The organism is Thioclava sp. PTB-PU3-1, assembly GCF_055666785.1.
Genome location: NZ_JBVNVL010000006.1, coordinates 132466 through 153998 on the forward strand (window position 1 = coordinate 132466; position 21533 = coordinate 153998).

The 21533-nt window shown below is 64.2% G+C and carries 20 protein-coding genes; 9 read left to right on the forward strand and 11 right to left on the reverse strand.

Annotation, left to right across the window (positions count from 1 at the left end; genetic code table 11):
* Positions 1-69 precede the first annotated feature (69 nt).
* Positions 70-1668, reverse strand: coding sequence for a phosphoenolpyruvate carboxykinase (locus ACZ7GB_RS16065; protein ID WP_472159492.1), 1599 nt, complete (start codon positions 1666-1668; stop codon positions 70-72).
* Between the two features lie 347 nt (positions 1669-2015).
* On the opposite strand from ACZ7GB_RS16065, the gene ACZ7GB_RS16070 reads away from it, so the two are divergent.
* From ACZ7GB_RS16070 to ACZ7GB_RS16100, 7 genes are read left to right on the forward strand one after another with little or no spacing between them, the layout of a single operon-like run.
* Positions 2016-2717, forward strand: coding sequence for a response regulator transcription factor (locus tag ACZ7GB_RS16070; RefSeq protein WP_078521444.1), 702 nt, complete (start codon positions 2016-2018; stop codon positions 2715-2717).
* A 10-nt stretch (positions 2718-2727) separates the two neighbouring features.
* The gene (locus ACZ7GB_RS16075; RefSeq protein ID WP_078549402.1) at positions 2728-4476 is read left to right on the forward strand and encodes a sensor histidine kinase; all 1749 of its coding nucleotides are present in this window, start codon (positions 2728-2730) and stop codon (positions 4474-4476) included.
* Entirely contained in the window at positions 4477-4914 is a 438-nt protein-coding gene (locus ACZ7GB_RS16080; protein ID WP_472159493.1) for an HPr kinase/phosphorylase, read from the forward strand. It abuts the gene before it with no gap.
* Positions 4905-5834: an RNase adapter RapZ gene (gene rapZ, locus ACZ7GB_RS16085; RefSeq protein WP_078521438.1), complete on the forward strand. Its 930-nt coding sequence runs from the start codon at positions 4905-4907 to the stop codon at positions 5832-5834. The genes ACZ7GB_RS16080 and rapZ overlap by 10 nt, the downstream gene beginning before the upstream one ends.
* Positions 5831-6238: a PTS sugar transporter subunit IIA gene (locus ACZ7GB_RS16090; protein WP_075776867.1), complete on the forward strand. Its 408-nt coding sequence runs from the start codon at positions 5831-5833 to the stop codon at positions 6236-6238. The genes rapZ and ACZ7GB_RS16090 overlap by 4 nt, the downstream gene beginning before the upstream one ends.
* On the forward strand, positions 6229-6501 hold the full coding sequence (locus ACZ7GB_RS16095) for an HPr family phosphocarrier protein (RefSeq protein WP_075776868.1): 273 nt from the start codon (positions 6229-6231) through the stop codon (positions 6499-6501). Before ACZ7GB_RS16090 ends, ACZ7GB_RS16095 begins: the two co-directional genes overlap by 10 nt.
* Before the next feature lie 30 nt (positions 6502-6531).
* Positions 6532-7392, forward strand: coding sequence for a lysophospholipid acyltransferase family protein (locus tag ACZ7GB_RS16100; RefSeq protein WP_472159495.1), 861 nt, complete (start codon positions 6532-6534; stop codon positions 7390-7392).
* Positions 7393-7664: 272 nt separating this feature from the next.
* On the opposite strand, the gene ACZ7GB_RS16105 is transcribed toward ACZ7GB_RS16100, so the two are convergent.
* Entirely contained in the window at positions 7665-8540 is an 876-nt protein-coding gene (locus ACZ7GB_RS16105) for a 3-hydroxybutyryl-CoA dehydrogenase (protein WP_472159497.1), read from the reverse strand.
* A gap of 155 nt (positions 8541-8695) precedes the next feature.
* Between ACZ7GB_RS16105 and ACZ7GB_RS16110 the strand changes: the two genes are divergently transcribed.
* Entirely contained in the window at positions 8696-9517 is an 822-nt protein-coding gene (locus ACZ7GB_RS16110) for a DUF6473 family protein (RefSeq protein WP_472159499.1), read from the forward strand.
* 75 nt (positions 9518-9592) lie between these two features.
* On the opposite strand, the gene ACZ7GB_RS16115 is transcribed toward ACZ7GB_RS16110, so the two are convergent.
* From ACZ7GB_RS16115 to ACZ7GB_RS16150, 8 genes are all read right to left on the reverse strand, one after another.
* Positions 9593-10519, reverse strand: coding sequence for an electron transfer flavoprotein subunit alpha/FixB family protein (locus ACZ7GB_RS16115; RefSeq protein WP_078542565.1), 927 nt, complete (start codon positions 10517-10519; stop codon positions 9593-9595).
* Positions 10519-11277, reverse strand: a complete 759-nt coding sequence (locus ACZ7GB_RS16120; RefSeq protein ID WP_078521428.1) for an electron transfer flavoprotein subunit beta/FixA family protein — start codon at positions 11275-11277, stop codon at positions 10519-10521. The genes ACZ7GB_RS16115 and ACZ7GB_RS16120 overlap by 1 nt, the downstream gene beginning before the upstream one ends.
* 244 nt (positions 11278-11521) lie before the next feature.
* Positions 11522-11641, reverse strand: a complete 120-nt coding sequence (gene cydX, locus ACZ7GB_RS16125) for a cytochrome bd-I oxidase subunit CydX (protein ID WP_078521427.1) — start codon at positions 11639-11641, stop codon at positions 11522-11524.
* 12 nt (positions 11642-11653) lie between these two features.
* Positions 11654-12817 (reverse strand): cytochrome d ubiquinol oxidase subunit II, encoded by a 1164-nt coding sequence (cydB, locus tag ACZ7GB_RS16130; RefSeq protein WP_078571214.1) that lies wholly within the window; start codon positions 12815-12817, stop codon positions 11654-11656.
* 6 nt (positions 12818-12823) lie between these two features.
* Positions 12824-14434: a cytochrome ubiquinol oxidase subunit I gene (locus tag ACZ7GB_RS16135; RefSeq protein WP_472159501.1), complete on the reverse strand. Its 1611-nt coding sequence runs from the start codon at positions 14432-14434 to the stop codon at positions 12824-12826.
* 206 nt (positions 14435-14640) lie between these two features.
* Entirely contained in the window at positions 14641-16302 is a 1662-nt protein-coding gene (locus ACZ7GB_RS16140; RefSeq protein ID WP_472159503.1) for an amino acid ABC transporter ATP-binding/permease protein, read from the reverse strand.
* Positions 16299-17987 carry a thiol reductant ABC exporter subunit CydD gene (gene cydD / locus ACZ7GB_RS16145; protein WP_472159504.1) on the reverse strand — a complete coding sequence of 563 codons (1689 nt, stop codon included), beginning with the start codon at positions 17985-17987 and terminating at the stop codon, positions 16299-16301. Before cydD ends, ACZ7GB_RS16140 begins: the two co-directional genes overlap by 4 nt.
* Positions 17988-18169: 182 nt before the next feature.
* Entirely contained in the window at positions 18170-18439 is a 270-nt protein-coding gene (locus tag ACZ7GB_RS16150; protein ID WP_075776878.1) for a YMGG-like glycine zipper-containing protein, read from the reverse strand.
* A gap of 187 nt (positions 18440-18626) precedes the next feature.
* On the opposite strand from ACZ7GB_RS16150, the gene ACZ7GB_RS16155 reads away from it, so the two are divergent.
* Positions 18627-20261, forward strand: coding sequence for an ArnT family glycosyltransferase (locus tag ACZ7GB_RS16155; protein WP_472159506.1), 1635 nt, complete (start codon positions 18627-18629; stop codon positions 20259-20261).
* A 70-nt stretch (positions 20262-20331) separates the two neighbouring features.
* On the opposite strand, the gene ACZ7GB_RS16160 is transcribed toward ACZ7GB_RS16155, so the two are convergent.
* Positions 20332-21492 (reverse strand): Do family serine endopeptidase, encoded by a 1161-nt coding sequence (locus ACZ7GB_RS16160; RefSeq protein WP_078549381.1) that lies wholly within the window; start codon positions 21490-21492, stop codon positions 20332-20334.
* Between the last annotated feature and the right edge of the window lie 41 nt (positions 21493-21533).

Genomic DNA, 21533 nt, shown 5'->3' on the forward strand with positions numbered 1-21533 from the left:
CTTCGCGCATGAAAAAGGCCGACGTGATCGCCGGCCTTCTTAAAAATCTCGTGTTCCGGGTTCAGCGGATCAGCCGATCGCCGCGGCTTTCACGTCGTCGTCGATATAGGGCACGTATTGCGCGAAGTTGTCCGAGAACATCTCCACCAGCTTCTGCGCCTGCGCATCATAGGCCGCCGCGTCGTCCCAGGTGCGGCGCGGGTCCAGAAGCACGTCCGAGACGTTCGGGACCGAGACCGGAACTTCGAAGCCGAAGTTGGGATCCTTGCGGAACTGCACGTCATGCAGCGAGCCGTCGAGCGCGGCTTTCAGTAGCGCACGGGTCGCGCGGATCGGCATCCGCGAGCCGGTGCCGAACGCGCCGCCAGTCCAGCCGGTGTTCACCAGCCAGCACGACGCGCCGGTGTCGCGGATCTTCTCTTGCAGCAGCTTGCCATAGACCTCGGGGCGACGCGGCATGAAGGGCGCGCCGAAGCAGGTCGAGAAAGTCGGGAGCGGCTCGACCACGCCGACCTCGGTGCCCGGGGTCTTCGAGGTGAAGCCCGACAGGAAGTGATACATCGCCTGCGCCGGGGTCAGCCGCGCGATGGGCGGCAGGACACCGAAGGCATCGCAGGTCAGCATGATCACGTTCTTGGGCTGGCCCGCCATCGCGGTATCCGAGGCGTTCGGGATGTAATGCAGCGGATAGGCGCAGCGCATGTTGTCGGTGATCGAGTTGTCGTTGAAGTCCAGCTCCAGCGTCTCCTCGTCGAACACCATGTTCTCGACCACGGTGCCGAACATCGAGCAGGTGTTGTAGATCTCCGGCTCGGCTTCTTTCGACAGGTTGATCGTCTTGGCGTAGCAGCCGCCTTCGAAGTTGAAGATGCCGTTATGCGACCAGCCATGCTCGTCATCGCCCACGAGGATGCGCGAGGGATCGGCCGAGAGCGTCGTCTTGCCGGTGCCCGAGAGGCCGAAGAAGACCGCCGCATCGTCGGGGTCGTCGATCGCGTGGTTGGCCGAGCAGTGCATCGCCATGATGCCTTCGCCGGGCAGGATGTAGTTGAGAAGGGTGAAGACGCCCTTCTTGTTCTCACCCGCATAGGCGGTATTGCCGATCAGGATCGTCTTCTTCTCGAAGTTCAGCGCGATCACGGTCTCCGAGCGGCAGCCGTGCTTCTCGGGATCGGCCTTGAAGCTCGGGCAGTTGATGATCGTCCATTCCGGATTGAACGCGTCGAGCTCCTCACGCTCGGGGCGGCGCAGCATGGTGCGCAGGAACAGCCCGTGCCAGGCCATTTCCGCCACGAGGCGCACGTCGAGCCGATGCTCGGGATCGGCGCCGCCGAAGAGGTCCTCGACGAAGTAATCCTTGCCCTTCATGTGCTCCAGCATGTCGGCATGGAGGCGGTCGAAGGCTTCGGGCTCCATCGGGGAGTTGTTCTCCCACCAGATGCTGTCTTCGACCGAGGCGGTGCGCACGACGAACTTGTCTTTGGGCGACCGGCCCGTGTGTTTCCCGGTGGTGCAGTAGAAGGCGCCACCCTTGCCGAGCGTTCCTTCGTCGCGCTTGATCGCTTCTTGGATCAGCGCCGGTTCCAGCAGGTTATAATAGACATTCCCGAGACCTTCGATGCCTTGATCTTCCAGCCGTTTCGCGGGGTTAACGCGTCCAATGTCCATCTGATGCTCCCGATGCCGTCGCGCGGCGTTCACAGGGTTATTCCCGGCGCGTCGGGGCCTCGAAGCGCCGATCCGAGCAACAATGTTACCCGGATGGATCGCCTATAGCATGACAATTTTGCGAAGGAACAGAATGGATAGGGGGAGTTAGCGCAACCATTTCTAGGTTTAGCGCAATCACGGCGAAATGTCGCGGAAAGGTGAGGCAAATTAGTCAAAGGTTCGGAAATTTTGGCTCTGATGATTCGCGAAACCTTGGTGATTCGCAGCTTTTTGTTGATTTGAAGGCAACGAACGCGGAATATGCGTGTAATAACTATAAAGTAGCAGTGAAGGGATATTCCGACATGTCGAGAATCGCGCTGGTCGACGACGACCGCAATATTCTGACCTCTGTCTCGATGACGCTCGAGGCGGAAGGTTACGATGTCGAAACGTATAACGATGGACAGGCTGCATTCGACGCGTTCACCAAGCGTCTCCCGGACATGGCGGTTCTGGATATAAAGATGCCGCGAATGGACGGCATGGAGCTGCTGCAGCGTCTTCGCCAGAAGACCGCGATGCCGGTGATCTTCCTGACCTCCAAAGACGACGAAATCGACGAGGTTCTGGGTCTGCGCATGGGCGCGGACGACTACGTCAAGAAGCCGTTCTCGCAGCGTCTTCTGGTCGAACGCATCCGCGCGCTGCTGCGCCGGCAGGAAGCGATCTCGACCGGCGAGGTCGCCTCGACCGAAGACACCAAGGTCATGGTGCGCGGCTCGCTCGAGATGGACCCGCTGCGCCACGCGGTGACCTGGAAGAGCAAGGACGTCACGCTGACCGTGACCGAATTCCTGCTGCTTCAGGCGCTCGCGCAGCGGCCCGGTTTCGTGAAATCGCGCGATCAGCTGATGGACGTGGCTTACGACGATCAGGTCTATGTCGACGACCGCACGATCGACAGCCACATCAAGCGCCTGCGCAAGAAGATGCGCAGCGTCGATGATGATTTCACGGCGATCGAGACACTCTACGGCATCGGATACCGGTATAACGAAGAGTGATGCTACGTCGATGAGTATTGCCGGGAAGATCGGATTGGCTCGAAAGCGCTCCTCAAACTTCGCCCGTCGCGCGCCGGAAACGGAAGTCGTGCTCGGCGAGGATTGGATCGGCCCGGCCGATATCGTCGACGACGATCTGCGCAAGGGTCGGGCGCGGCGGTCGATGTTCTCGCTCAACCGCTCGCCGCTGGCGCGCAAGATCATCACCTTCAACCTGTTGGCGATGATCGTGCTGGTGACCGGCGTGCTCTACCTCAACCCGTTTCGTGACAGCCTCGTGCTGCAGCGCGAAGGCGGGTTGGTGAACGAGGCGCAGCTGGCCGCCGACGTGTTCGAGGCGCAGCTTCCGGCGGGCGCTCCGGTCAATCTGGCGGCGGGAGACGGGCTCGACCCGCTCGCGACGATCCGCGGGATGGAGCTGCCCGAGGGCGCCGATCTCTACCTGTTCGATCCCAGTGCGGCGCTGCTTGGCACCACGACCACGGGCGACCGCGCGCCGGTCGAAGAGGTCGACGGGCTCAATTTCGACAAGCGTTCCACCGTGCTGAGCGATTTCCTCGGTCAGATCTGGGACTCGGTCGCGGGTCTGTTCGAGCGCGGTGGCGGCACCGCCGCCGATAGCGCGCTCGACATGGTGCGCGATCTGGTGCCCTCGGCGCTGGATGGCCGCACCAAGATCGCCTCGCAGAAGAACGCCGCCGGCGAGACCATCTTCGCCGTCGCCACCCCGATCCGGCAGGGCGATCGCGTCGTGGGCGTCGTGGGGCTGATCTCCGTTGCGGGGCAGATCGACGCGCTGGTCCGCGTCGAGCGCGAGCAGGTGCTGCAGATGTTCGTGATCGCGATCATCGTCTCGATCGGGCTGTCGCTGGTGCTGGCCTCGACCATCGCCAACCCGCTTTCCGATCTTGCCGCCGCTGCCGAAATCGGGCGCGACAAGAACGCGCGCAAGATGGCGCCCGCCCGGGTGCGCATCCCCGACCTGACCGCGCGACCTGACGAGATCGGACGATTGTCGGGCGCAATGCGCGGCATGGTCGGCGCGCTTTACGAACGCATCGATGCGAACGAACAGTTCGCCGCCGACGTCGCCCACGAGATCAAGAACCCGCTGGCCAGTCTGCGCTCTGCCGTGGCCTCGCTGCATATGGTCAAGAAAGACGAACAGCGCACCCGTCTTCTCGAGGTCATCGATCACGACGTGCGCAGATTGGATCGTCTGGTGAGTGACATTTCCAATGCATCGCGGCTCGATTCCGAGCTGGTGAAAGAAGAGGAAGAGCAGTTCGACCTGATCAAGATGGTGTCGAATCTCAGCGAATTCCTCGGGCAGCAGGCGCGCGAGAAGGGCGTCGATTTCATCACCGACCTGCCGTCGCAATCTGTGGTCATCTCGGGTCTGGAAGCGCGTCTGGCGCAGGTCTTCGTGAACCTGATCACCAATGCGACCTCGTTCTGCGAAGAGGGCGATGCGGTGCGGGTCTGGGCGCGCCAGCGCGACAATCGCGTGCTGGTCGTGGTCGAGGATACCGGGCCGGGCATTCCCGAAGAGGCGCTGACCAAGGTCTTCAAGCGGTTCTATTCGGAACGCCCCGAGGGGCAGTTCGGCGACCACTCGGGCCTCGGCCTCGCGATCTCCAAGCAGATCGTCGAAGCCCATGGCGGCGTGATCTGGGCCGAGAATATCCGCCCCACCGATGCCGACCGGACCTCCGATCCTCTGGGCGCGCGTTTCGTCGTGGGCCTGCCGGTCAGCTGAATGGCTGGGTCGGACGACCTCTCGACCAATCTCCATGCCAGCGCCGTCGCGCTCGACCCCGAGCGCGGCGTTCTCATTCGTGGCGCCTCGGGCAGCGGCAAATCGCTTCTCGCGTTGCGGTTGATAGCGCTGGGGGCGTCACTTGTCGCCGATGACCGGGTCGATCTGCGCGCCGAAAATGGGGCGCTGATCGCAAGCGCACCGGAGGCGATCGCGGGCCGGATCGAGGCGCGCGGCGTGGGTATCCTGCGCGCCGATCACCTGTCGCAGGCCCGCATCACCCTGCTGGTCGATCTCGATCGGGAAGAGGTCGAACGCTTGCCAACCTGTCGAAAAGACAGGGTGTTGGGGGTCAATCTGCCCCTTGTGCTGCGCGTGCAGCATGGTCATCTTGATGTGGCAATCTTGCAATGGCTGAAAGGGGGCCGATGGGCGTGACCCGATCCGATCCGGTATGGGCACAGGCTGGCCAGCGCGTCGTGCTGGTGACCGGCCCGTCAGGTGCGGGCCGCACGACTGCCATCGGCGCTCTGGAGGACCTGGGCTACGAGCCGATCGTCAACCTGCCGCTGAGTCTCGTGCCGCGCCTTCTCAAGGGCCATCTGACCGGTCCGGTCGCGCTTGGCGTCGATGTCCGCGGGCGCGATTTCTCGGCCGCGGCGCTGATCGAACTGGTCGATATGCTGACCAAACGCCCGGACCTGCATCTCGATCTGCTTTATCTCGACGCGCGCCCCGAAGTGCTCGAACGGCGCTATTCCGAGACCCGTCGCCGCCATCCGCTGTCGCCCGAGGAAGACCCCGGCGCAGGCATCGCGCAGGAGATGGACCTGCTCTCGCCGATCCGCATGCGCGCCGATGTCCTGATCGACAGCTCCGAGATGAGCCCGCATGATCTGCGCGCCGAGGTCGGGCGGTTCTTCGACACGGGCCGCACCGAGGCGCTCTCGGTCACGGTGAATTCTTTCAGCTACAAGCGCGGGGTGCAGCGCGGGCTCGATCTGATGTTCGATTGCCGCTTCCTCGCCAACCCCCATTGGGAGCCGGAGCTGCGCGCGCTTGACGGGCGTGACGCGGCGGTCGCCGATTATGTCGCCGCCGATCCCCGCTTTGCGGAGTTCCACCAGCGCGTGCTCGATCTGCTGTTGTTCCTGCTTCCCGCCTATGTCGCGGAGGGCAAGGCTTACCTCTCGGTCGGCTTCGGGTGTACCGGGGGGCAACACCGCTCGGTTGCAATGACCGAGAGCATCGCCAAAGCGCTTGCGGAAGCAGGGTGGCGCGTGTCTAAACGTCATAGGGAATTGGAGCGTCTCGGCCATGCCGAGAACGAAGAAACGAAGGTGAGGTCGGGCGCGTGATCGGTATCGTGATCGTGGCACATGGTGGTCTGGCGCGCGAATATCTCGCCGCTATAGAGCATGTCGTGGGCCCGCAGCGCGGCATTCGTGCCATCACGATCGAGGACGATCACGACCGCGCGGGCAAGCAGGCGGAGATTCGCGCCGCCGCCGATGCGGTCGATGACGGCACCGGTGTCGTGGTTGTGACTGACATGTTCGGCGGCTCTCCGTCCAACCTGTCGCTGATGGCCTGCGAGGCGCGAGACCGCGAAATCATCTACGGTGCGAACCTGCCGCTGCTGATTAAGCTGGCGAAATCGCGCAGCCTCGCGGTCCATGCTGCGGTCGAGGCCGCGCTCGATGCGGGGCGAAAATATATCAATAGTTACAATGCCCAAGCGGGAGTGGTGAAATGTCCGTGACCCGCGAGTTGGAGATCGTGAACGAGAAGGGCCTGCATGCGCGCGCCTCTGCCCGTTTCGTCGAGGTTGTCGAGGATCATGACGCCCGTGCGACGGTGGCGAAGGATGGCCAGTCGGTCTCGGGCGACTCGATCATGGGGCTTTTGATGTTGGCAGCTTCGCGTGGAACCACTATTGAAGTGACGACAAGCGGGGCCGAGGCAGAGAAGCTCGCCGATGCGCTTCAGGCATTGGTGGCCGATAAATTCGGCGAAGGTATGTGACGCTCCGCACCCAGCGAGGGGGTTCGCCCAATGAACCAAGAGAGCGACATCGCAATCGACGCCGCGCAAGCGGTATCGCGACCCTATGACAAGCGCCGTCTGTCCTATGCGGGTACGTTTTCCAATCCGTTCAAGGTCGGCACGATCCGCACCTTGGAATGGCTGACCGCGAAGGCGCAGCTTCTGCATCTGATCCGCAAGTTCGAGAAACGCGGTGCCCCGGTCGGGGCCGAGTTCTGGCCGCAGGCGCTCGATGTGATGGGGATCGATGTCACGACGCCCCCCGAGCAGATCGCCCATATCCCGAAAGAGGGCCCGCTGGTGGTCGTCGCGAACCACCCGCACGGGCTGGTGGACGGGATGGTGCTGGCCTACTTGATCGGGCAGGTGCGTGACGATTTCCTGATCCTCACCCGCTCGCTGCTGACCGGCATTCCCGAGGTCGAGCAATACATGCTGCCCGTGCCCTTCCCGCATGAGCCCAATGCCCGCGAGGACAGTCTCAAGATGCGCGCCGCCTGCATGGCCCAGCTCAAGCGCGGCGGCGTGGTGGTTCTGTTCCCGGCGGGGCAGGTGGCACATTCCGAGACGCTGATGGGTCCGGTGATCGAGCAGGAGTGGAACCCGTTCACCGCGAAAATGCTCGCCCGGTCGAACGCCTCGGTGCTCCCGATCCACTTCCCGGGGCAGAATTCGCGCGCCTATCAGATCGCCAACAAGCTCAGCGCGACGGTGCGGCAGGGGCTGCTGCTCTATGAGATCAAACGCGCGCTGAACAAGCCGCAGAGCCCCGCGATTGGTCCGGCGAAGAGCGCAGACGAGATCGCCGAGGCGCTGCAGAACCCGCGCAAGTTCCTCGCGGACCTGCGGGCGGAAACGCTGGCGCTGTAAGGCATCTGACGGAGGGGGCTCTGCCCCCGCGGCTCCGCCGCCCCCCGGGATATTTTGAAAGAGCGAAGCCGCTTACTCGGTCTTAACGAGACTCGGGGCAGTCTGTCTTTGCGGGACAGGCGGGGACGCCGATGGCCGCAAGAGCGAAGACACCCGGTTCCCCCGCAATCGCGGCCCGAGCCGGGTGTCGATCCGTCTTGTATTCGCTCTTGGAAAATATCCCGGGGTGAGCGGCAAAGCCGCGAGGGGCAGCGCCCCTCTATCCCGTCGGTTCAGCGCGTCGGCACTGGCTCTTCACCGCGATAGTCGTAGAACCCGCGCCCGGTCTTGCGCCCGAGCCAGCCGGCTTCGACATATTTCGTCAGAAGCGGGCAGGGGCGATACTTGGTATCGGCCAGCCCGTCATGCAGCACGTTCATGATCGCGAGGCAGGTGTCGAGCCCGATGAAGTCGGCCAGCTCCAGCGGCCCCATCGGATGGTTCGCGCCGAGCTTCATCGACTCGTCGATCGAGCGCACGTTCCCCACGCCTTCATAGAGCGTATAGACCGCCTCATTGATCATCGGCATCAGGATGCGGTTCACGATGAAGGCCGGGAAGTCTTCGGCAGACGCGGCGGTCTTGCCGAGCTTTTCCACCACCTCGTGCAGCGCCTTGTAGGTCTCCTGATCGGTGGCAATGCCGCGGATCAGTTCGACCAACTGCATCACCGGGACCGGGTTCATGAAGTGGAAGCCCATGAATTTCTCGGGTCGGTCGGTGCGCGAGGCGAGCCGCGTGATCGAGATCGACGAGGTGTTCGAGGTCAGGATCGTCGTCGGCTTGAGATGCGGAAGCAGGTCTTCGAAGATCGCCTGCTTGACCGTCTCGCGCTCGGTCGCGGCCTCGATCACCAGATCGGTCGGACCCAGATCGCTCAGTTTCGTGGTCGTAGTGATCTTCTTCAGCGCCGTGTTCTTCTCGTCCTCCGAGATCTTGCCGCGCGACACCTGCCGATCGAGGTTCTTGGTGACCGTGGAGAGCGCTTTCGTCAGCGCCTCGTCGCTGATGTCGTTCAGCAGAACGTCATATCCGGCCAGCGCGAAGACATGGGCGATGCCATTGCCCATCTGCCCAGCACCCACGATGCCCACTTTCTCGATCGCCATAATTTTCCCTCTCACGCTTTGCGCCCTGACCATAGTTCTCCGCTCGGTCCATGCAAGCGAAACGCAGGGCTGAGATCATTTTAACATTAGCCGTTTGGCAAGATTTTGGGCGCAATCTGGCCTCGGGTGAGTCGAACACAGACTGAGGTGGGAAAATGGCTTTCGAATATACGGGCGATGGCGCCCTCGATTACTTTCCGTGCAGATACGGGAAATCCAAACTGCTGTTCCGCGGACCGCGCCGTGCGCTGCAAGGCGATTTCATCGCCGCGATGGGCGGGACGGAGACCTATGGCAAATTCGTGGAGCATCCTTGGCCCGCGCTGCTCGAGGCGCGGCTGGAGATGCCGGTGGTGAATTTCGGCTTTCTGAATGCCGGGATCGACGTGTTCCTGCACGAGCCGCAACTGGCCGCCGCATCGGAGGCCGCGAAGGTCACGGTGATCCAGTTGCTCGGCGCACAGAACATGTCGAACCGCTTCTATGCGGTGCATCCGCGGCGCAACGACCGCTTCCTGCGCGCGTCGAGCCTGATGCGCTCGGTCTTCCGCGGCGTGGATTTCACCGAGTTCAACTTCACGCGCCACATGCTGAGCGCATTGAAAGAACGCGAGCCCGAGAAATTCGCCTTGCTCGAGGTCGAATTGCAGGAGGCGTGGCTGCAGCGGATGACTGCGCTTCTGGCCAAGATCAAGGGGCGCAAGCTGCTGCTTTGGCTGGGCGAGTTTCACGATCCGGCGCATAGCGACACGCTCGGGCATGAGCCGCTGATGGTGACGGAGGCGATGGTGGAGACGTTGCGGCCGCTCGTGGCCGATATCGTGCGGGTCGAGCCTTCGGTGACGGCGCGCAGTGCGGGCACGACGGGGATGCATTTCTCCGCGCTGGAAGAGCCTGCGGCGGAAATGGTGCCGGGGCCGCTGGTGCATGAGGAGATCGCCGCGGCCCTCACGCCTGCGCTGCAGCCATTTCTCTAACAGGAAAGGGCGGGGAAATTCCCCGCCCTTTCGACTTGGTTCAACTCTCCCGGGGGGCAGTGCCCCTTCCGAGGATCAGAGCTTTTCGGTCAGCGCCGGAACAGCGTCGAAGAGGTCCGCGACCAGGCCGTAATCGGCGACCTGGAAGATCGGCGCTTCTTCGTCCTTGTTGATCGCGACGATGATCTTCGAGTCCTTCATGCCGGCGAGGTGCTGGATAGCCCCGGAGATGCCGCAGGCGATGTAGAGCTCGGGGGCCACGACCTTACCGGTCTGACCGACCTGCCAGTCGTTCGGCGCGAAGCCCGAGTCGACGGCGGCGCGCGAGGCACCCACAGCAGCGCCAAGCTTGTCGGCCAGCGCTTCGATCACCTTGAAGTCCTCTTCCGAGCCGACGCCACGGCCGCCCGACACGACGATCTTCGCCGAGGTCAGCTCCGGACGATCGCTCTCGGCGACCTTGTCTTCGATCCAGCTCGACAGAGCGGGCGCATCCGACATGGCGACGGTCTCGACCGAAGCCGAACCGCCTTCACCGGCGGCGTCGAAGGTCGAGGTGCGGAAGGTGATGACCTTCTTCTCGTCCTTCGATTTCACGGTCTGGATCGCGTTGCCCGCGTAGATCGGGCGCTCGAACGTGTCGGCATCGACGACGCCGGAGACATCCGAGATCACCATCACGTCGAGAAGCGCGGCCACGCGCGGCATCACGTTCTTCGCATCGGTCGTGGCAGGCGCCACGATATGCGAATAGTCGCCCGCGAGCGACACGATCAGCGCGGCGGTCGGCTCCGCCAGACGGTGGCTCAGCGAGGGATCCTCGGCCACGAGCACCTTCGCGACACCGTCGATCTTGGCGGCGGCTTCCCCCGCGGCGGCGGCAGACGCACCCGCGCAGAGCACGGTCACATCGCCCAGTGATTTTGCGGCGGAGACGGCCTTGGCGGTCGCGTCGACCGACAGTTCGCCATCATTCACTTCACCCAGCAGCAGAACGGCCATCACACGACCCCCTTCTCTTTGAGTTTCGCAACCAGCGTGTCGACGTCCGGCACCATTTCGCCAGCCTGACGCGCTTCGGGCTCGGTGGTCTTCACCACTTCGAGGCGCGGCGAGACGTCGACGCCGTAGTCGTCGGCGGTCTTCTCGTCGAGCGGCTTCTTCTTCGCCTTCATGATGTTCGGCAGCGACGCGTAGCGCGGCTCGTTCAGACGAAGGTCGGTGGTGACGATCGCGGGCAGCTTGACCTCGATGGTCTGCAGACCGCCGTCGACTTCGCGGGTGACCTTCGCGGCCTCGCCCTCGACCACGACTTCGGACGCGAAGGTCGCCTGCCCCCAGCCCAGAAGCGCCGCCAGCATCTGGCCGGTCGCGTTCATGTCGTTGTCGATCGCCTGCTTGCCGAGGATCACCATGCCGGGCTGCTCTTCCTCGACGACCTTGGCGAGGATCTTGGCGACGGCCAGCGGCTCGATATCGGTCTGCACGTCATCGGCGGCAACCACGAGAATCGCACGATCCGCACCCATCGCGAGCGCGGTGCGCAGGGTTTCCTGCGCCTGCTTCACGCCGATGGAGACCGCGATGATCTCTTCGACGGCGCCCTTCTCCTTCAGACGGATCGCCTCTTCGACAGCGATTTCGTCGAACGGGTTCATCGACATTTTGACATTGGCGAGATCGACACCGCTTCCGTCCGCTTTCACGCGAGCTTTCACGTTATAGTCGATCACGCGCTTCACAGGCACGAGAACCTTCATGGCGTGTCTCCCTTGTGTAGTCCGCCAAATTGCGGCGAACGGATTCATTCGGCAATTTTGTTACAAGAGCAAAGGGCGAAGGGACAGGGGGAAAACGCCTCGTTTTGGCCCTGAAACGTCACGTCTTTTCGACTGTTTGCGCTAGCGGTGCGTGCAGATTGCCCTAGCGTCGCGCTGTGTCCGCGATCCGCCCATGAAAAAGGCCGCCCGAAGGCGGCCTTTCGCGTTTGTCTGCCGGGCAAGGTCAGTCGTCCTTACACTCACCGGCGATCTTGCAGTCGTTCTGCATCTCGAGCCACATCGCGTTGGCGACGGCGACCAGAGCGGCCAGCGGAAGCCCGAGGATCCATGCGAAATACCACATCTGTCTGTCTCCTTAGTAAACGGTATGGCTGTCGCGCTCGACGTCTTCGACCGTCACCTTGCCCCACAGGACCTTATAGACCCATGCGGTATAGGCGAGGATGAGCGGCATGAAGATGAGCGCGCAGACAAGCATGATGAAGAGCGTCTGGTGCGAGGACGAAGCGTCCCAGACCGTCAGCGACGCGTCGGGCATTTTCGAGCTCGGCAGGATGAAGGGGAACATCGTCAGGCCGACCGAGGAGATCACGCCGAAGATGCCCAGTTTCGACCAGAGCAGCGTCGAGACTTCGCGCCCGGCGCGCAGCCCCCGTACCGCCATTGCGATACCCGCGAGGCCGAGGATCGGCGCAATCGCGATCCAGGGGCGGTCCGCATAGGCCTGCATCCAGCTCCCGCTATGCTCGACCGTCGAGAAGAGCGGGTTGGAGGGGCCGTTGTCCGGCACGACCGAGGTGATGTGGTAGCCCGTGATCCCGAAGGCGAGCCAGATCCCCGCGAGGATATAGGCCACGAAGGCCACCATGCCTGCAACGGAGCCGATCTCGGTCGCGCGAACCTTCACCGCGCCTTCGGTCTTCACCGAGAGCCACGCCGCGCCATGCATCATCAGCATCGACAGCGACACCACGCCAGCCAGCAGCGCATAGGGGTTCAGAAGGCCCAGCAGCTTCATGATGAAGTTGCCCGGATAGAGCGGCATCAGCATGTCGTTGAGCTCGAAGGGCACGCCTTGCAGGACGTTGCCCATGGCGACGCCGAAGATCAGTGCCGGCACCGCGCCGCCCACGAAGAGCGCCCAGTCCCAGCCGTTGCGCCAAGCCGCCGAGTCGCGCTTCGAGCGATACTTGAAGCCGACGGGGCGCAGGATCAACGCCGCGAGCACGAGGAACATCGCGAGGTAGAACCCCGAGAAGCTCACCGCATAGAGGGGTGGCCAGGCCGCGAAGATCGCGCCCCCGCCGAGGATGAACCAGACCTGGTTACCTTCCCAGACCGGGCCGACCGTGTTGATCGCCACGCGGCGCTCGCTATCGGTCTTGCCGACGAAGGGCAGAAGGGCACCCACGCCCATATCGAAGCCATCGGTGAGCGCGAAACCGATCAGCAGGACGCCCAGCAGCAGCCACCAGATGACGCGCAGAACGTCGAGGGGGATGAGTTCATAGAGGATCATTGGTTCTTACTCCGCAGGCATGGTGACAGGGGCGTTGCCGTCACGACCGGACAGGCGGTCGTCATGGCGCTGCAGCCACTCTTGAGTGACCTCGACATCCTGATACGGGCCTTTTTTGATGTATTTGATCATTAGACCCATCTCGATGACGAAGAGCACGGTGTAGAAGGCCACGAAGCCCAGCAGCGTGAACAGCAGGTCGCCCACCGACAGATGGCTGACCGAAAGTGCCGTCGGCAGCACACCGTCCACCGTCCAGGGTTGGCGTCCGAACTCGGCGGTGAACCAGCCCAGTTCCGCGGCGATCCACGGGGCGGGGATGACGATCACGGCCAGACGCAGCGCCCAACGCGGATATTGCATGCCCTTCCAGTTCGAGACGACGAAGAAGTAGACCATCAGCGCGATGAAGGAGAAGCCAAGCGCCACCATCAGGCGGAAGGACCAGAAGATCGGCCAGACCGTCGGAACGGTGTCATCCGCGGCCATCTTGATCTGCGCATCGGTCGCCTGACGCGGATCGTCCACGTAGCGTTTGAGCAGGTAGGCATAGCCCAGATCGCCGACGTTTTCGTTGAACTGCTTGGTGACATCGGGCGGGACATCGCCCTTGGCTTCGCGGATTTTCAGCAGGTCGTCATAGGCGACGATACCGTTGCGAATCCGCTCTTCCGAGCCTTTGACGAGCTCGTCGATCCCGGTGATCTGCTCGGTCAGCGAGCGCGTGCCGATCAGGCCCATCACCCACGGGATGTGGATCGCGTATTTGGTCTCGCGATCTTGCTGATCGGGAATGCCGAAGAGGGTGAAGGAGGCGGGGGCCGGTTCGGTCTCCCACATCGCTTCCATCGCGGCGAGCTTCATTTTCTGGTTGTGAGTCGTCTCGTAGCCCGACTCGTCACCGAGGATGACGACCGACAGGGCTGAGGCGAGACCGAAGGCGGCCGCAACCGCGATTGAGCGGCGGGCGAGTTCGAAATGACGGCCCTTGAGCATGTACCAGCTCGACACGCCCATCACGAAGACAGCGGCCGTGACGTAGCCAGCCGACACCGTGTGCACGAACTTGGCCTGCGCGACGGGATTGAACACGACGTCGAAGAAGGAGGTCATCTCCATCCGCATCGTCAGCGGGTTGAAATGGGCTCCGACGGGGTTCTGCATCCAGCCATTGGCGATGAGGATCCAGAGCGCCGAGAAGTTCGACCCGATGGCGACGAGCCAGGTGACGACCATGTGCTTGACCGGCGAGAGCTTCTCCCAGCCGAAGAACATCAACCCGACGAAGGTCGCTTCCATGAAGAAGGCCATCAGGCCCTCGATGGCGAGCGGCGCGCCGAAGATGTCGCCCACATAGTGCGAATAGTAGCTCCAGTTCATGCCGAACTGGAATTCCATCGTGAGGCCCGTGGCCACGCCCAGCACGAAATTGATGCCGAACAGTGTGGCCCAGAACTTGGTCATTTGCCGCCAGATGGGGCGGTTGGTCATCACATAGACCGTCTCCATGATCGCCACGATGATCGATAGACCAAGCGTCAGCGGCACGAAGAGGAAGTGATACATGGCGGTCATGGCAAATTGCAGCCGTGACAGCTCAACGATCCCGAAATCCATTCTCGTTCTCCGTTTCCCTACTTGCACCCGACCTCGCCAAAAGCCGAGTTTCTCGGAAATATTATTCCTGGATGCAGCTTATGGGCGGGCGGTCTGCGCCTGACATTGAGCCAAATCAAATTGACGATGTGTCGCACGGAGGTGTGAAGAGCCGTGAACGACAATATGTCACATGAAATTAAGGACTTATTGTCGCAGGTCGTGCGTCATTTCAGCGCGATGGTGCCCCTGGCGGCGCTCTGATCGGGCTGTCTGTGAGACACCAGAAGGAAGCCTGCGTCGGGCAAAAGCGCGCGCAATCCGGAGAGAGTCGCGGCGGCCGTCGGCGCGTCGAGCCCCTCGGTCGGCTCGTCCAGCAGCAGGATATCAGGTTGGCGCAAAGCCGCACGGGCCAGCGCCAGACGTTTCGTTTGACCGCCCGAAAGTCCGGTGCCGCCTTCGCCGAGCCGTGCCTCGAGACCACCGCGCGCGGCGATCACCTCATCGAGCGCGACGGCGCGCAGTGCGGCCCAGGCCGCGTCTTCATCGAGCTGCGCCTCGGGCGGCAGGGCGAGCGCGAGGTTCTCGGCGATGGTGCCACCGATCAGCTGGCTGCGCTGCGGAACCATGGTGAGCACATCGCGCAGGTCGCCCTCGGGCCAGTCGGGCAGCGTGCGGCCCATTACCGTGACCTCGCCGCCGGACGGCTTGAGAAGGCCGGACAGCACGGCGAGCGCGGTGGATTTTCCCGCGCCCGAAGGGCCGGCAAGCATCACCGTCTCGCCACGCGCGAGGCTGAAGGTCAGATCGGAAAAGAGCGGCGCGGCGCTCTTGGCGCGGGTGAAGGCCACGTTGCGCGACTCGATCAGCGGGGCGTTGGTATCAGTGGGGGCGTGGCCGTCGGGCTGCGGCCGCTCGGGCGTATCGGTCAGGTCGATGACCCGCGCGCCCGCCTCCTGCATCCGCCCGATCTCTGCCATGCCGCGACGGAGCAACATCAGCGACTCGGCCAGCGCCAGCGCGACGAACAGGCCCATCGCAGCGCGGGCGGGCGTGATCTGCCCGGCCAGCGCCATCTGCCCGGCAATGGCCAGGGCGGCGGCTCCGGCAAGCGCGGTGGTGGCGGAAATCACGGCCCCCACGCGCCGGTCGAGCGCCTCGAGATTGCGCCGCGCCAGCGCCTCGGCCTCGACCTCGGCCAAGGTCTGCGCCGTGGCAGCCTCCAACTGTCCGGCCACGGCGAGATCGGCCCGTGCTCGCATCGTCTCCAGCGCGCGGCGGCGGATGTTTTGCAGTGCGGTCTCGGCGGCGCGGGCATCGTGGCGGGCGGCGCGGGCCACCCAGATCAGCCCGAGCCCGCCGCCCAGCAGGTAGATCAGGAAGACCGCAAGCCCGATCGGCAGCCCTTCGAGCCACCACAGCATCAGAAGCGCCGCGATCTGCACCATGCCGCCCGCGAGGAAGGGGATCACCAGTCGCAGAAGCACGCCGTCCAGCGCATCCACATCCGAGGTGATCCGGTTCAGCGCCTGCGCACCGCGCAGCCGCGCCTGTTCCTCATGCGGGCGGCGCGAGACGCCATCCATCAGGTCGATGCGCAGCTTGGCCAGCGCGCGCAGCGTGGCGTCATGGGTCAGCAACCGTTCGCCATAGCGCGAGACCGCGCGGCCCAAAGCCAACCCGCGCACGCCTGCCGAGGGGGTGAAGAAATTGAAGTTGAGGCCCAGCCCCGTGATCCCGGCCAAGGCCGAGGCGGTGATGAACCAGCCCGACAGGCCCAGCAGAGCCGCCCCCATCGCGAGCACGAGGAAGGACAGCGCGAGGCCCCGGCTGAAGGCCCATTTCTGATCGGCGATCAGACGGGCGGTGAGGGTCAGAAGCGTTTTCATGCTGCGCCCTCCAAGTCGATCTGGCGGTCCATCGCGGCGACGAGCGCGGGGTCGTGGCTCGCGACGATCAAGGTGGAGCCGTGGGCGCGCAGCGCCAGCAGCGCCGCGATGACCTTGGCGCCTGTCTCGGCATCGAGATCGGCGGTCGGCTCGTCGGCCAGCACGATCGGGCGGCCCGCATAATGGGCCCGCGCGATCAGCAGACGCCGCGCCTCGCCGCCCGAGACGCCGCCGCCCATGTCGCCCAGCCGGGCGTCGAGCCCGCCGGGGAGGCCCGCGACGACCTCGGTCGCCTGCGCCGCGTCCAGCGCAGCCTCGAGATCGCCGGGACGGTTCAGCGTGATCAGCTCGCGCAGGCTCGCATCGGCGAATCGCGGGCTTTGCGGAATCCAGCCGAAGGCCGCGCGCCAGTCATCAGCGTTTTGCTCGGTCAGCGCGGTGTCGCCCAGCGTGATCTCGCCCCCCTCGGGGTGGATCAGCCCGACCAGCGCGGTCAGAAGCGTCGTCTTGCCTGCGCCCGACGGCCCGGTGATCGCCACCGCCTCGCCCGGCGCGATATCACCATCGGGCAGGGGGATCGGATCGGAGGCCTCGCCGGGGCGGATTTGCAGACCATGCCAATGCAGCGCGCCCAGCCGCGGCGCCGTGCCTTCGCCGCCGGTGCCCATCAGCGTGTTGGCCTTTGCGATTTCGGTCTCGGTCGTCTCCAGCTCGGAGGCGACGGCGAGCGCGGCTGCCCGGTCATGCCATGCGGCGGCCAGATCACGCAGCGGCTGGAAGAACTCGGGCGCGATCATCAGCAGGAAAATCCCCTCGGCCGGGGTCATCTTGCTGCCCCAAGTTCCGAAGTTCATCCAGCCGATCAGCGAAAAGCCGACATAGACCGCGACCAGCGCCACGCCGATCGCGGCGAACAGTTCCAGAAGCGTCGAGGAGAGGAAGGCCACCCGCAGAACCGCCATCGTGCGGACGCGCAGGTCTTCGGATTTGGTCTCCAGATCGGCACGCGAGCGGGCCTCCGCGCCGAGAAGCCGCAGATCTGTGATCGCGGCGATCCGATCAATCAGCAGCCGGTTGAGCGAGCCGATCTCGACCATCTGCTTTTCCGAGGCGTCCTGCGCGGCCATGCCCACAAGTGCCATGAAGAGCGGGATCAGCGGCCCTGCGATCAGCAAGATGCCCGCGACCGCCCAGCTTTGCGTGGCGGCGAGCAGGATGAAGGCGAGGGGGATGATCCGGGCGCGCAGGAAGGCGGGCTGGTAGCGCGTGGCCCAAGGGCCGAGTGCGCCGAGCTTCTCCGCCGAGAGCGAGGCCAATTCCGCGGGCGACAGCGCGGCGGCCCCGCTGGCCTGACGCAGCGCCTTTCGGATCAACGTCTCGCGGCTTTCACGCAGCACGACCTCGGCGGCATCGGCGGAAAGCTTCTGCGAAACCCAGTCGAGCGCAATCCGCACGAGCGCCAGCGCCACGAAACCCGCGGCCCCGGCAAGCGGCGAAAGCGCGGGGCTAACCCCGGGCGCGACCAGATCGCCCAGCACCAGACCGATCAGAGCGGCCTGCGCGGGCCAGATCAGCGCCGAGGCTACGCCGAGCCAACCGGCGAGCTTCAACTTCCCCGCCACCGGCTGAGCGATACGGGCAAGAACGGCTTTCGGCTTCGGCGCTTCGGTCGTGGCGTCTGTCATAGGGATTTTGGGGTCTTTTCCTCTGTCGCGTTTGGCTGTGGAGATAGCCGGGCAGAGGGTCTGCGGCAATGGCGTGCGACAATCCGCGCTTGTCACGTCTGCGGGACATCCCGCCATGCGCGCATGAAAAAACCGTTCGGATGAGGGTCCGAACGGTTTTCGAGGTTACCTGTGGCGGGGCCTTAGCAGGGCGCGATGTACTCGCGGCCATAGGAGTCGCGATAGCGGCACTGACCCGGCTGGTTGGCTTTGCCGATCAGAGCGCCGGCAACGGTGCCGACTGCGCCGCCGATCGCGGCGTTCTGCACGCGGTCGCCGTCATCCGAAACAGCAGCGCCGATCGCGGCACCGGCAACACCGCCGGTCGCGGCGGCGCGGTCTTGTTGCGACATCTGGCAGCCTGCAACGGCAACGGTGGCGCTGAGCGGCAGGATGAGGAACATCTTCTTCATGGTACGTGTCTCCCTTCTGTATCTTCGGACATCCAACGTCGCCCCTCTCCGAGCAGTTCCAAGTTTTTATTAATTAGTTTTGAGCGCCTATCCTGAAGCCGTGATGGTCGTGCGCCTTGACACGCGAGGTCATTCGGGGGTCAAGCAGTATGGAACCCTTCGACACAGACGACAGAAAGACACGCCTATGAGTTCGACCGCTTGGCGCGTTCCCCTGATCGGGGCGCTTTTCCTTTTCGCGCTGAGCGCGGTGGTGTTGATGATCATGCGTCCGCTGATGGCGATCGACGAGACGCGCTATGTCACGGTCGCCTGGGAGATGTGGCAGGGCGGCTCCAAGCTGGTGCCGCATCTCAACGGGGCGATCTATTCCGACAAGCCGCCGCTTCTGTTCTGGCTCATCAATATCGTCTGGAGCGTCACGGGCCCCAGCGAATGGGCGGCGCGGCTGGTCGCGCCAGCCTTCGGGCTGCTGTCGGTCGGGCTGGTGGCGATGCTCGCGCGCAGGCTCTGGCCGGAGGAACCCGAGCGTGCCGGGCTCGCCGCTTTGATCCTTGGGACGAGCGGGGTGTTCCTGCTGTTCGGCTCCACGACGATGTTCGACACGATGCTGACGGCGGCGACGCTGCTGGGGATGCTCGCGGTCTGGGTGATGCGCGACACCGATCGCTTCGCGCCGGTGATCGGGCTTGGTATCGCGCTGGCCTTCGGCGTCTTTGCCAAGGGGCCGGTGATCCTGGTGCATGTGCTGCCAACTGCGCTTCTGATGCCGCTTTGGGCGACCGGGACAGAGCGGCCCGCGCTCAAACAATGGTATGCGCGGATCGGGATCGGTTTTCTGATCGGTTTCGGCATCGTGCTGCTGTGGCTCGGGCCCGCGATCATCTTCGGCGGCGCGGAGTATCGCGAGCAGATCCTGTGGAAGCAAAGCGCCGGGCGGATGGTGGAAAGCTTCGCCCACGGTCGCCCCGTCTGGTTCTTCGTGGCGCTGCTGCCCTTTTTCCTCTGGCCGTGGGGCTGGAGCCGCGCGGGGCTGGCCACCTTCAAACCCTCGCGGCTCTGGGAGGATGCGGGTTCGCGGTTGGCGACGGTCTGGTTCGTCACCGCCTTTGTCGCCTTCTCGCTGATTTCGGGCAAACAGGCGCATTACCTCGTGCCCGAATTGCCCGCGCTGGCGCTGATCCTGTCAGGGCTGCTGCCCACCGCGGAGCATCGGATGCGCTGGCTGCGGCTGCTATGGCTCCTGCCCGGCGTGGCGACGGCGATCGCTGCCGCGGCGGTGCATTTCGGGGCGTTCCCGGATCTGCCCGAGGGCACCGGCTCGTGGCTCTTCGTGATCGCGGGTGTGGCGCTTCTCGTGGGTGGTGCGCTGATCGTGCTCAAGGCGCGGCAGGGCTGGTTCGCCGAGGCCTTCGTCGCACCGCTCGTGCTGATCGCCATTCAGATCATGGTCTGGCCGATCCTTTGGAAAGTCTATGATCCGGCCCCGATCGCGAGCCTGATCGCCGCGCATTCCGAAAATGGCGTGGCCACCACCGATCGCGGCTATGCGGGACAGTTCTCGTTCGTCGCGCGGCTTGAGAAACCCGTGACGGTGCTCGACAACAGCGCCGATCTGGGGCGCTGGATGGCGGATCATCCCGGCGGTCTGATCCTCGCAGCGAAGCCGATCGAGGGCGCCGACGGTCTCAGCCAGATCGCGGAGCGGCATTTCCGGCAGGACGACTGGCGGCTTTATCAGGTGGCGGAGACGATCGCGCCGCCGACCTCCGACGCTGCGCCCGCGCCCGCATCGACTGCCGCGCCCAACGGCGCAAACTGACCCTCCAAACTAAAAGACACGCCCGAAGCAGATGCTCCGGGCGTGCCTTCTAACCGATAGACGTCAAGTATTATGACTTGGTCTTCTCGGTGGGCCGCTCATCAAGAGTGACGGAGAGCGTGAGCGGCTTGTTCGCGCGCAGCAGCGAGAGCTGCACTTCGGTGCCCGGCGCGTCGGACCCGATCGCACGGGTCAGATCGCGAGGCTCTTTCATCGGCTTGCCATCGACGCCGACGATGATGTCGCCGCGCTTCAGGCCAGCTTTCTTCGCGGGCGTATCGGACGACACATCGGCCACGAGGACGCCTTCGGGTTTGTCGAGACCCAGCGCCGCCGCGATGTCTTCGCTGACCGGCTGGATCTGCACGCCGAGGAAGCCGCGCTTGACGGTGCCGTCATTCTGCAGATCGGCGACGACGCCCTTGATCGTGTCGGAGGGCACCGAGAAACCGATCCCGACGGAGCCGCCGGTGGGCGAAAGGATCGCGGTGTTCATGCCGATCACTTCGCCTTGGGCATCAAAGAGCGGGCCACCCGAGTTGCCTTTGTTGATGGCTGCGTCGGTCTGGATGTAGTTATCGAACGGGCCCGATTTCAAGTCGCGGCCCTTGGCCGAGACGATGCCGGTCGACACGGAGGTGCCAAGGCCGAACGGGTTGCCGATTGCCACGACGGGCTCGCCGACCTGTGCGGTCTGGCTGTCGCCGAAGCCCACGGTCGGCAGGTCCTTGTCGGTATCGACCTTGACCACGGCGATATCGGTGGCCTTGTCTTCGCCGATCACTTTCGCATCTGCGGTCGAGCCGTCGGAGAAGGTGACCTTCACGCTCTCGGCACCGTCGACGACATGCGCGTTGGTGACGATATGGCCGTCTTTCTGGATGATGAAGCCGGTGCCGAGGCCGGTGATCTCAGGACGTTGCATCTGCTGGCCCTGACCGTTGGGACCCGGACCCATGTCGGGCATGCCGAAACGACGCTGGAAGAACTCGAAGGGGAAATCCTGCGGCATCCCCATCTGGGCCATTTCCTGATCGTTGGCCTGCTTCTTGATCTCGATGGTGACCACGGCGGGCATCACCTTCTTCACCAGATCGACGGTGTTGGTGAAGGTTTCGGCGGCGGCCACGTTCGGGACCAGTGCCAGACCGCTCGTCGCAACGGCGCCTGCGCCGAGCATGGCGGTGGTGGCGAGGGTGCGCAGCAGGGGGGCTTTGCGGAAGTCCTGCATGTTTCTCTCCTTGTTGACAGGTATGCACCCTATGTGAGGGC

Excerpts from the sequence above, each read along its gene's own strand:
- ACZ7GB_RS16065 (WP_472159492.1), bottom strand. The coding sequence starts at position 1,668 with ATGGACATTGGACGCGTTAACCCCGCGAAACGGCTGGAAGATCAAGGC.
- ACZ7GB_RS16070 (WP_078521444.1), top strand. The coding sequence starts at position 2,016 with ATGTCGAGAATCGCGCTGGTCGACGACGACCGCAATATTCTGACCTCT.
- ACZ7GB_RS16075 (WP_078549402.1), top strand. The coding sequence starts at position 2,728 with ATGAGTATTGCCGGGAAGATCGGATTGGCTCGAAAGCGCTCCTCAAAC.
- ACZ7GB_RS16080 (WP_472159493.1), top strand. The coding sequence starts at position 4,477 with ATGGCTGGGTCGGACGACCTCTCGACCAATCTCCATGCCAGCGCCGTC.
- rapZ (WP_078521438.1), top strand. The coding sequence starts at position 4,905 with ATGGGCGTGACCCGATCCGATCCGGTATGGGCACAGGCTGGCCAGCGC.
- ACZ7GB_RS16095 (WP_075776868.1), top strand. The coding sequence starts at position 6,229 with ATGTCCGTGACCCGCGAGTTGGAGATCGTGAACGAGAAGGGCCTGCAT.
- ACZ7GB_RS16100 (WP_472159495.1), top strand. The coding sequence starts at position 6,532 with ATGAACCAAGAGAGCGACATCGCAATCGACGCCGCGCAAGCGGTATCG.
- ACZ7GB_RS16105 (WP_472159497.1), bottom strand. The coding sequence starts at position 8,540 with ATGGCGATCGAGAAAGTGGGCATCGTGGGTGCTGGGCAGATGGGCAAT.
- ACZ7GB_RS16110 (WP_472159499.1), top strand. The coding sequence starts at position 8,696 with ATGGCTTTCGAATATACGGGCGATGGCGCCCTCGATTACTTTCCGTGC.
- ACZ7GB_RS16115 (WP_078542565.1), bottom strand. The coding sequence starts at position 10,519 with ATGGCCGTTCTGCTGCTGGGTGAAGTGAATGATGGCGAACTGTCGGTC.
- ACZ7GB_RS16120 (WP_078521428.1), bottom strand. The coding sequence starts at position 11,277 with ATGAAGGTTCTCGTGCCTGTGAAGCGCGTGATCGACTATAACGTGAAA.
- cydX (WP_078521427.1), bottom strand. The coding sequence starts at position 11,641 with ATGTGGTATTTCGCATGGATCCTCGGGCTTCCGCTGGCCGCTCTGGTC.
- cydB (WP_078571214.1), bottom strand. The coding sequence starts at position 12,817 with ATGATCCTCTATGAACTCATCCCCCTCGACGTTCTGCGCGTCATCTGG.
- ACZ7GB_RS16135 (WP_472159501.1), bottom strand. The coding sequence starts at position 14,434 with ATGGATTTCGGGATCGTTGAGCTGTCACGGCTGCAATTTGCCATGACC.
- ACZ7GB_RS16140 (WP_472159503.1), bottom strand. The coding sequence starts at position 16,302 with ATGAAAACGCTTCTGACCCTCACCGCCCGTCTGATCGCCGATCAGAAA.
- cydD (WP_472159504.1), bottom strand. The coding sequence starts at position 17,987 with ATGACAGACGCCACGACCGAAGCGCCGAAGCCGAAAGCCGTTCTTGCC.
- ACZ7GB_RS16150 (WP_075776878.1), bottom strand. The coding sequence starts at position 18,439 with ATGAAGAAGATGTTCCTCATCCTGCCGCTCAGCGCCACCGTTGCCGTT.
- ACZ7GB_RS16155 (WP_472159506.1), top strand. The coding sequence starts at position 18,627 with ATGAGTTCGACCGCTTGGCGCGTTCCCCTGATCGGGGCGCTTTTCCTT.
- ACZ7GB_RS16160 (WP_078549381.1), bottom strand. The coding sequence starts at position 21,492 with ATGCAGGACTTCCGCAAAGCCCCCCTGCTGCGCACCCTCGCCACCACC.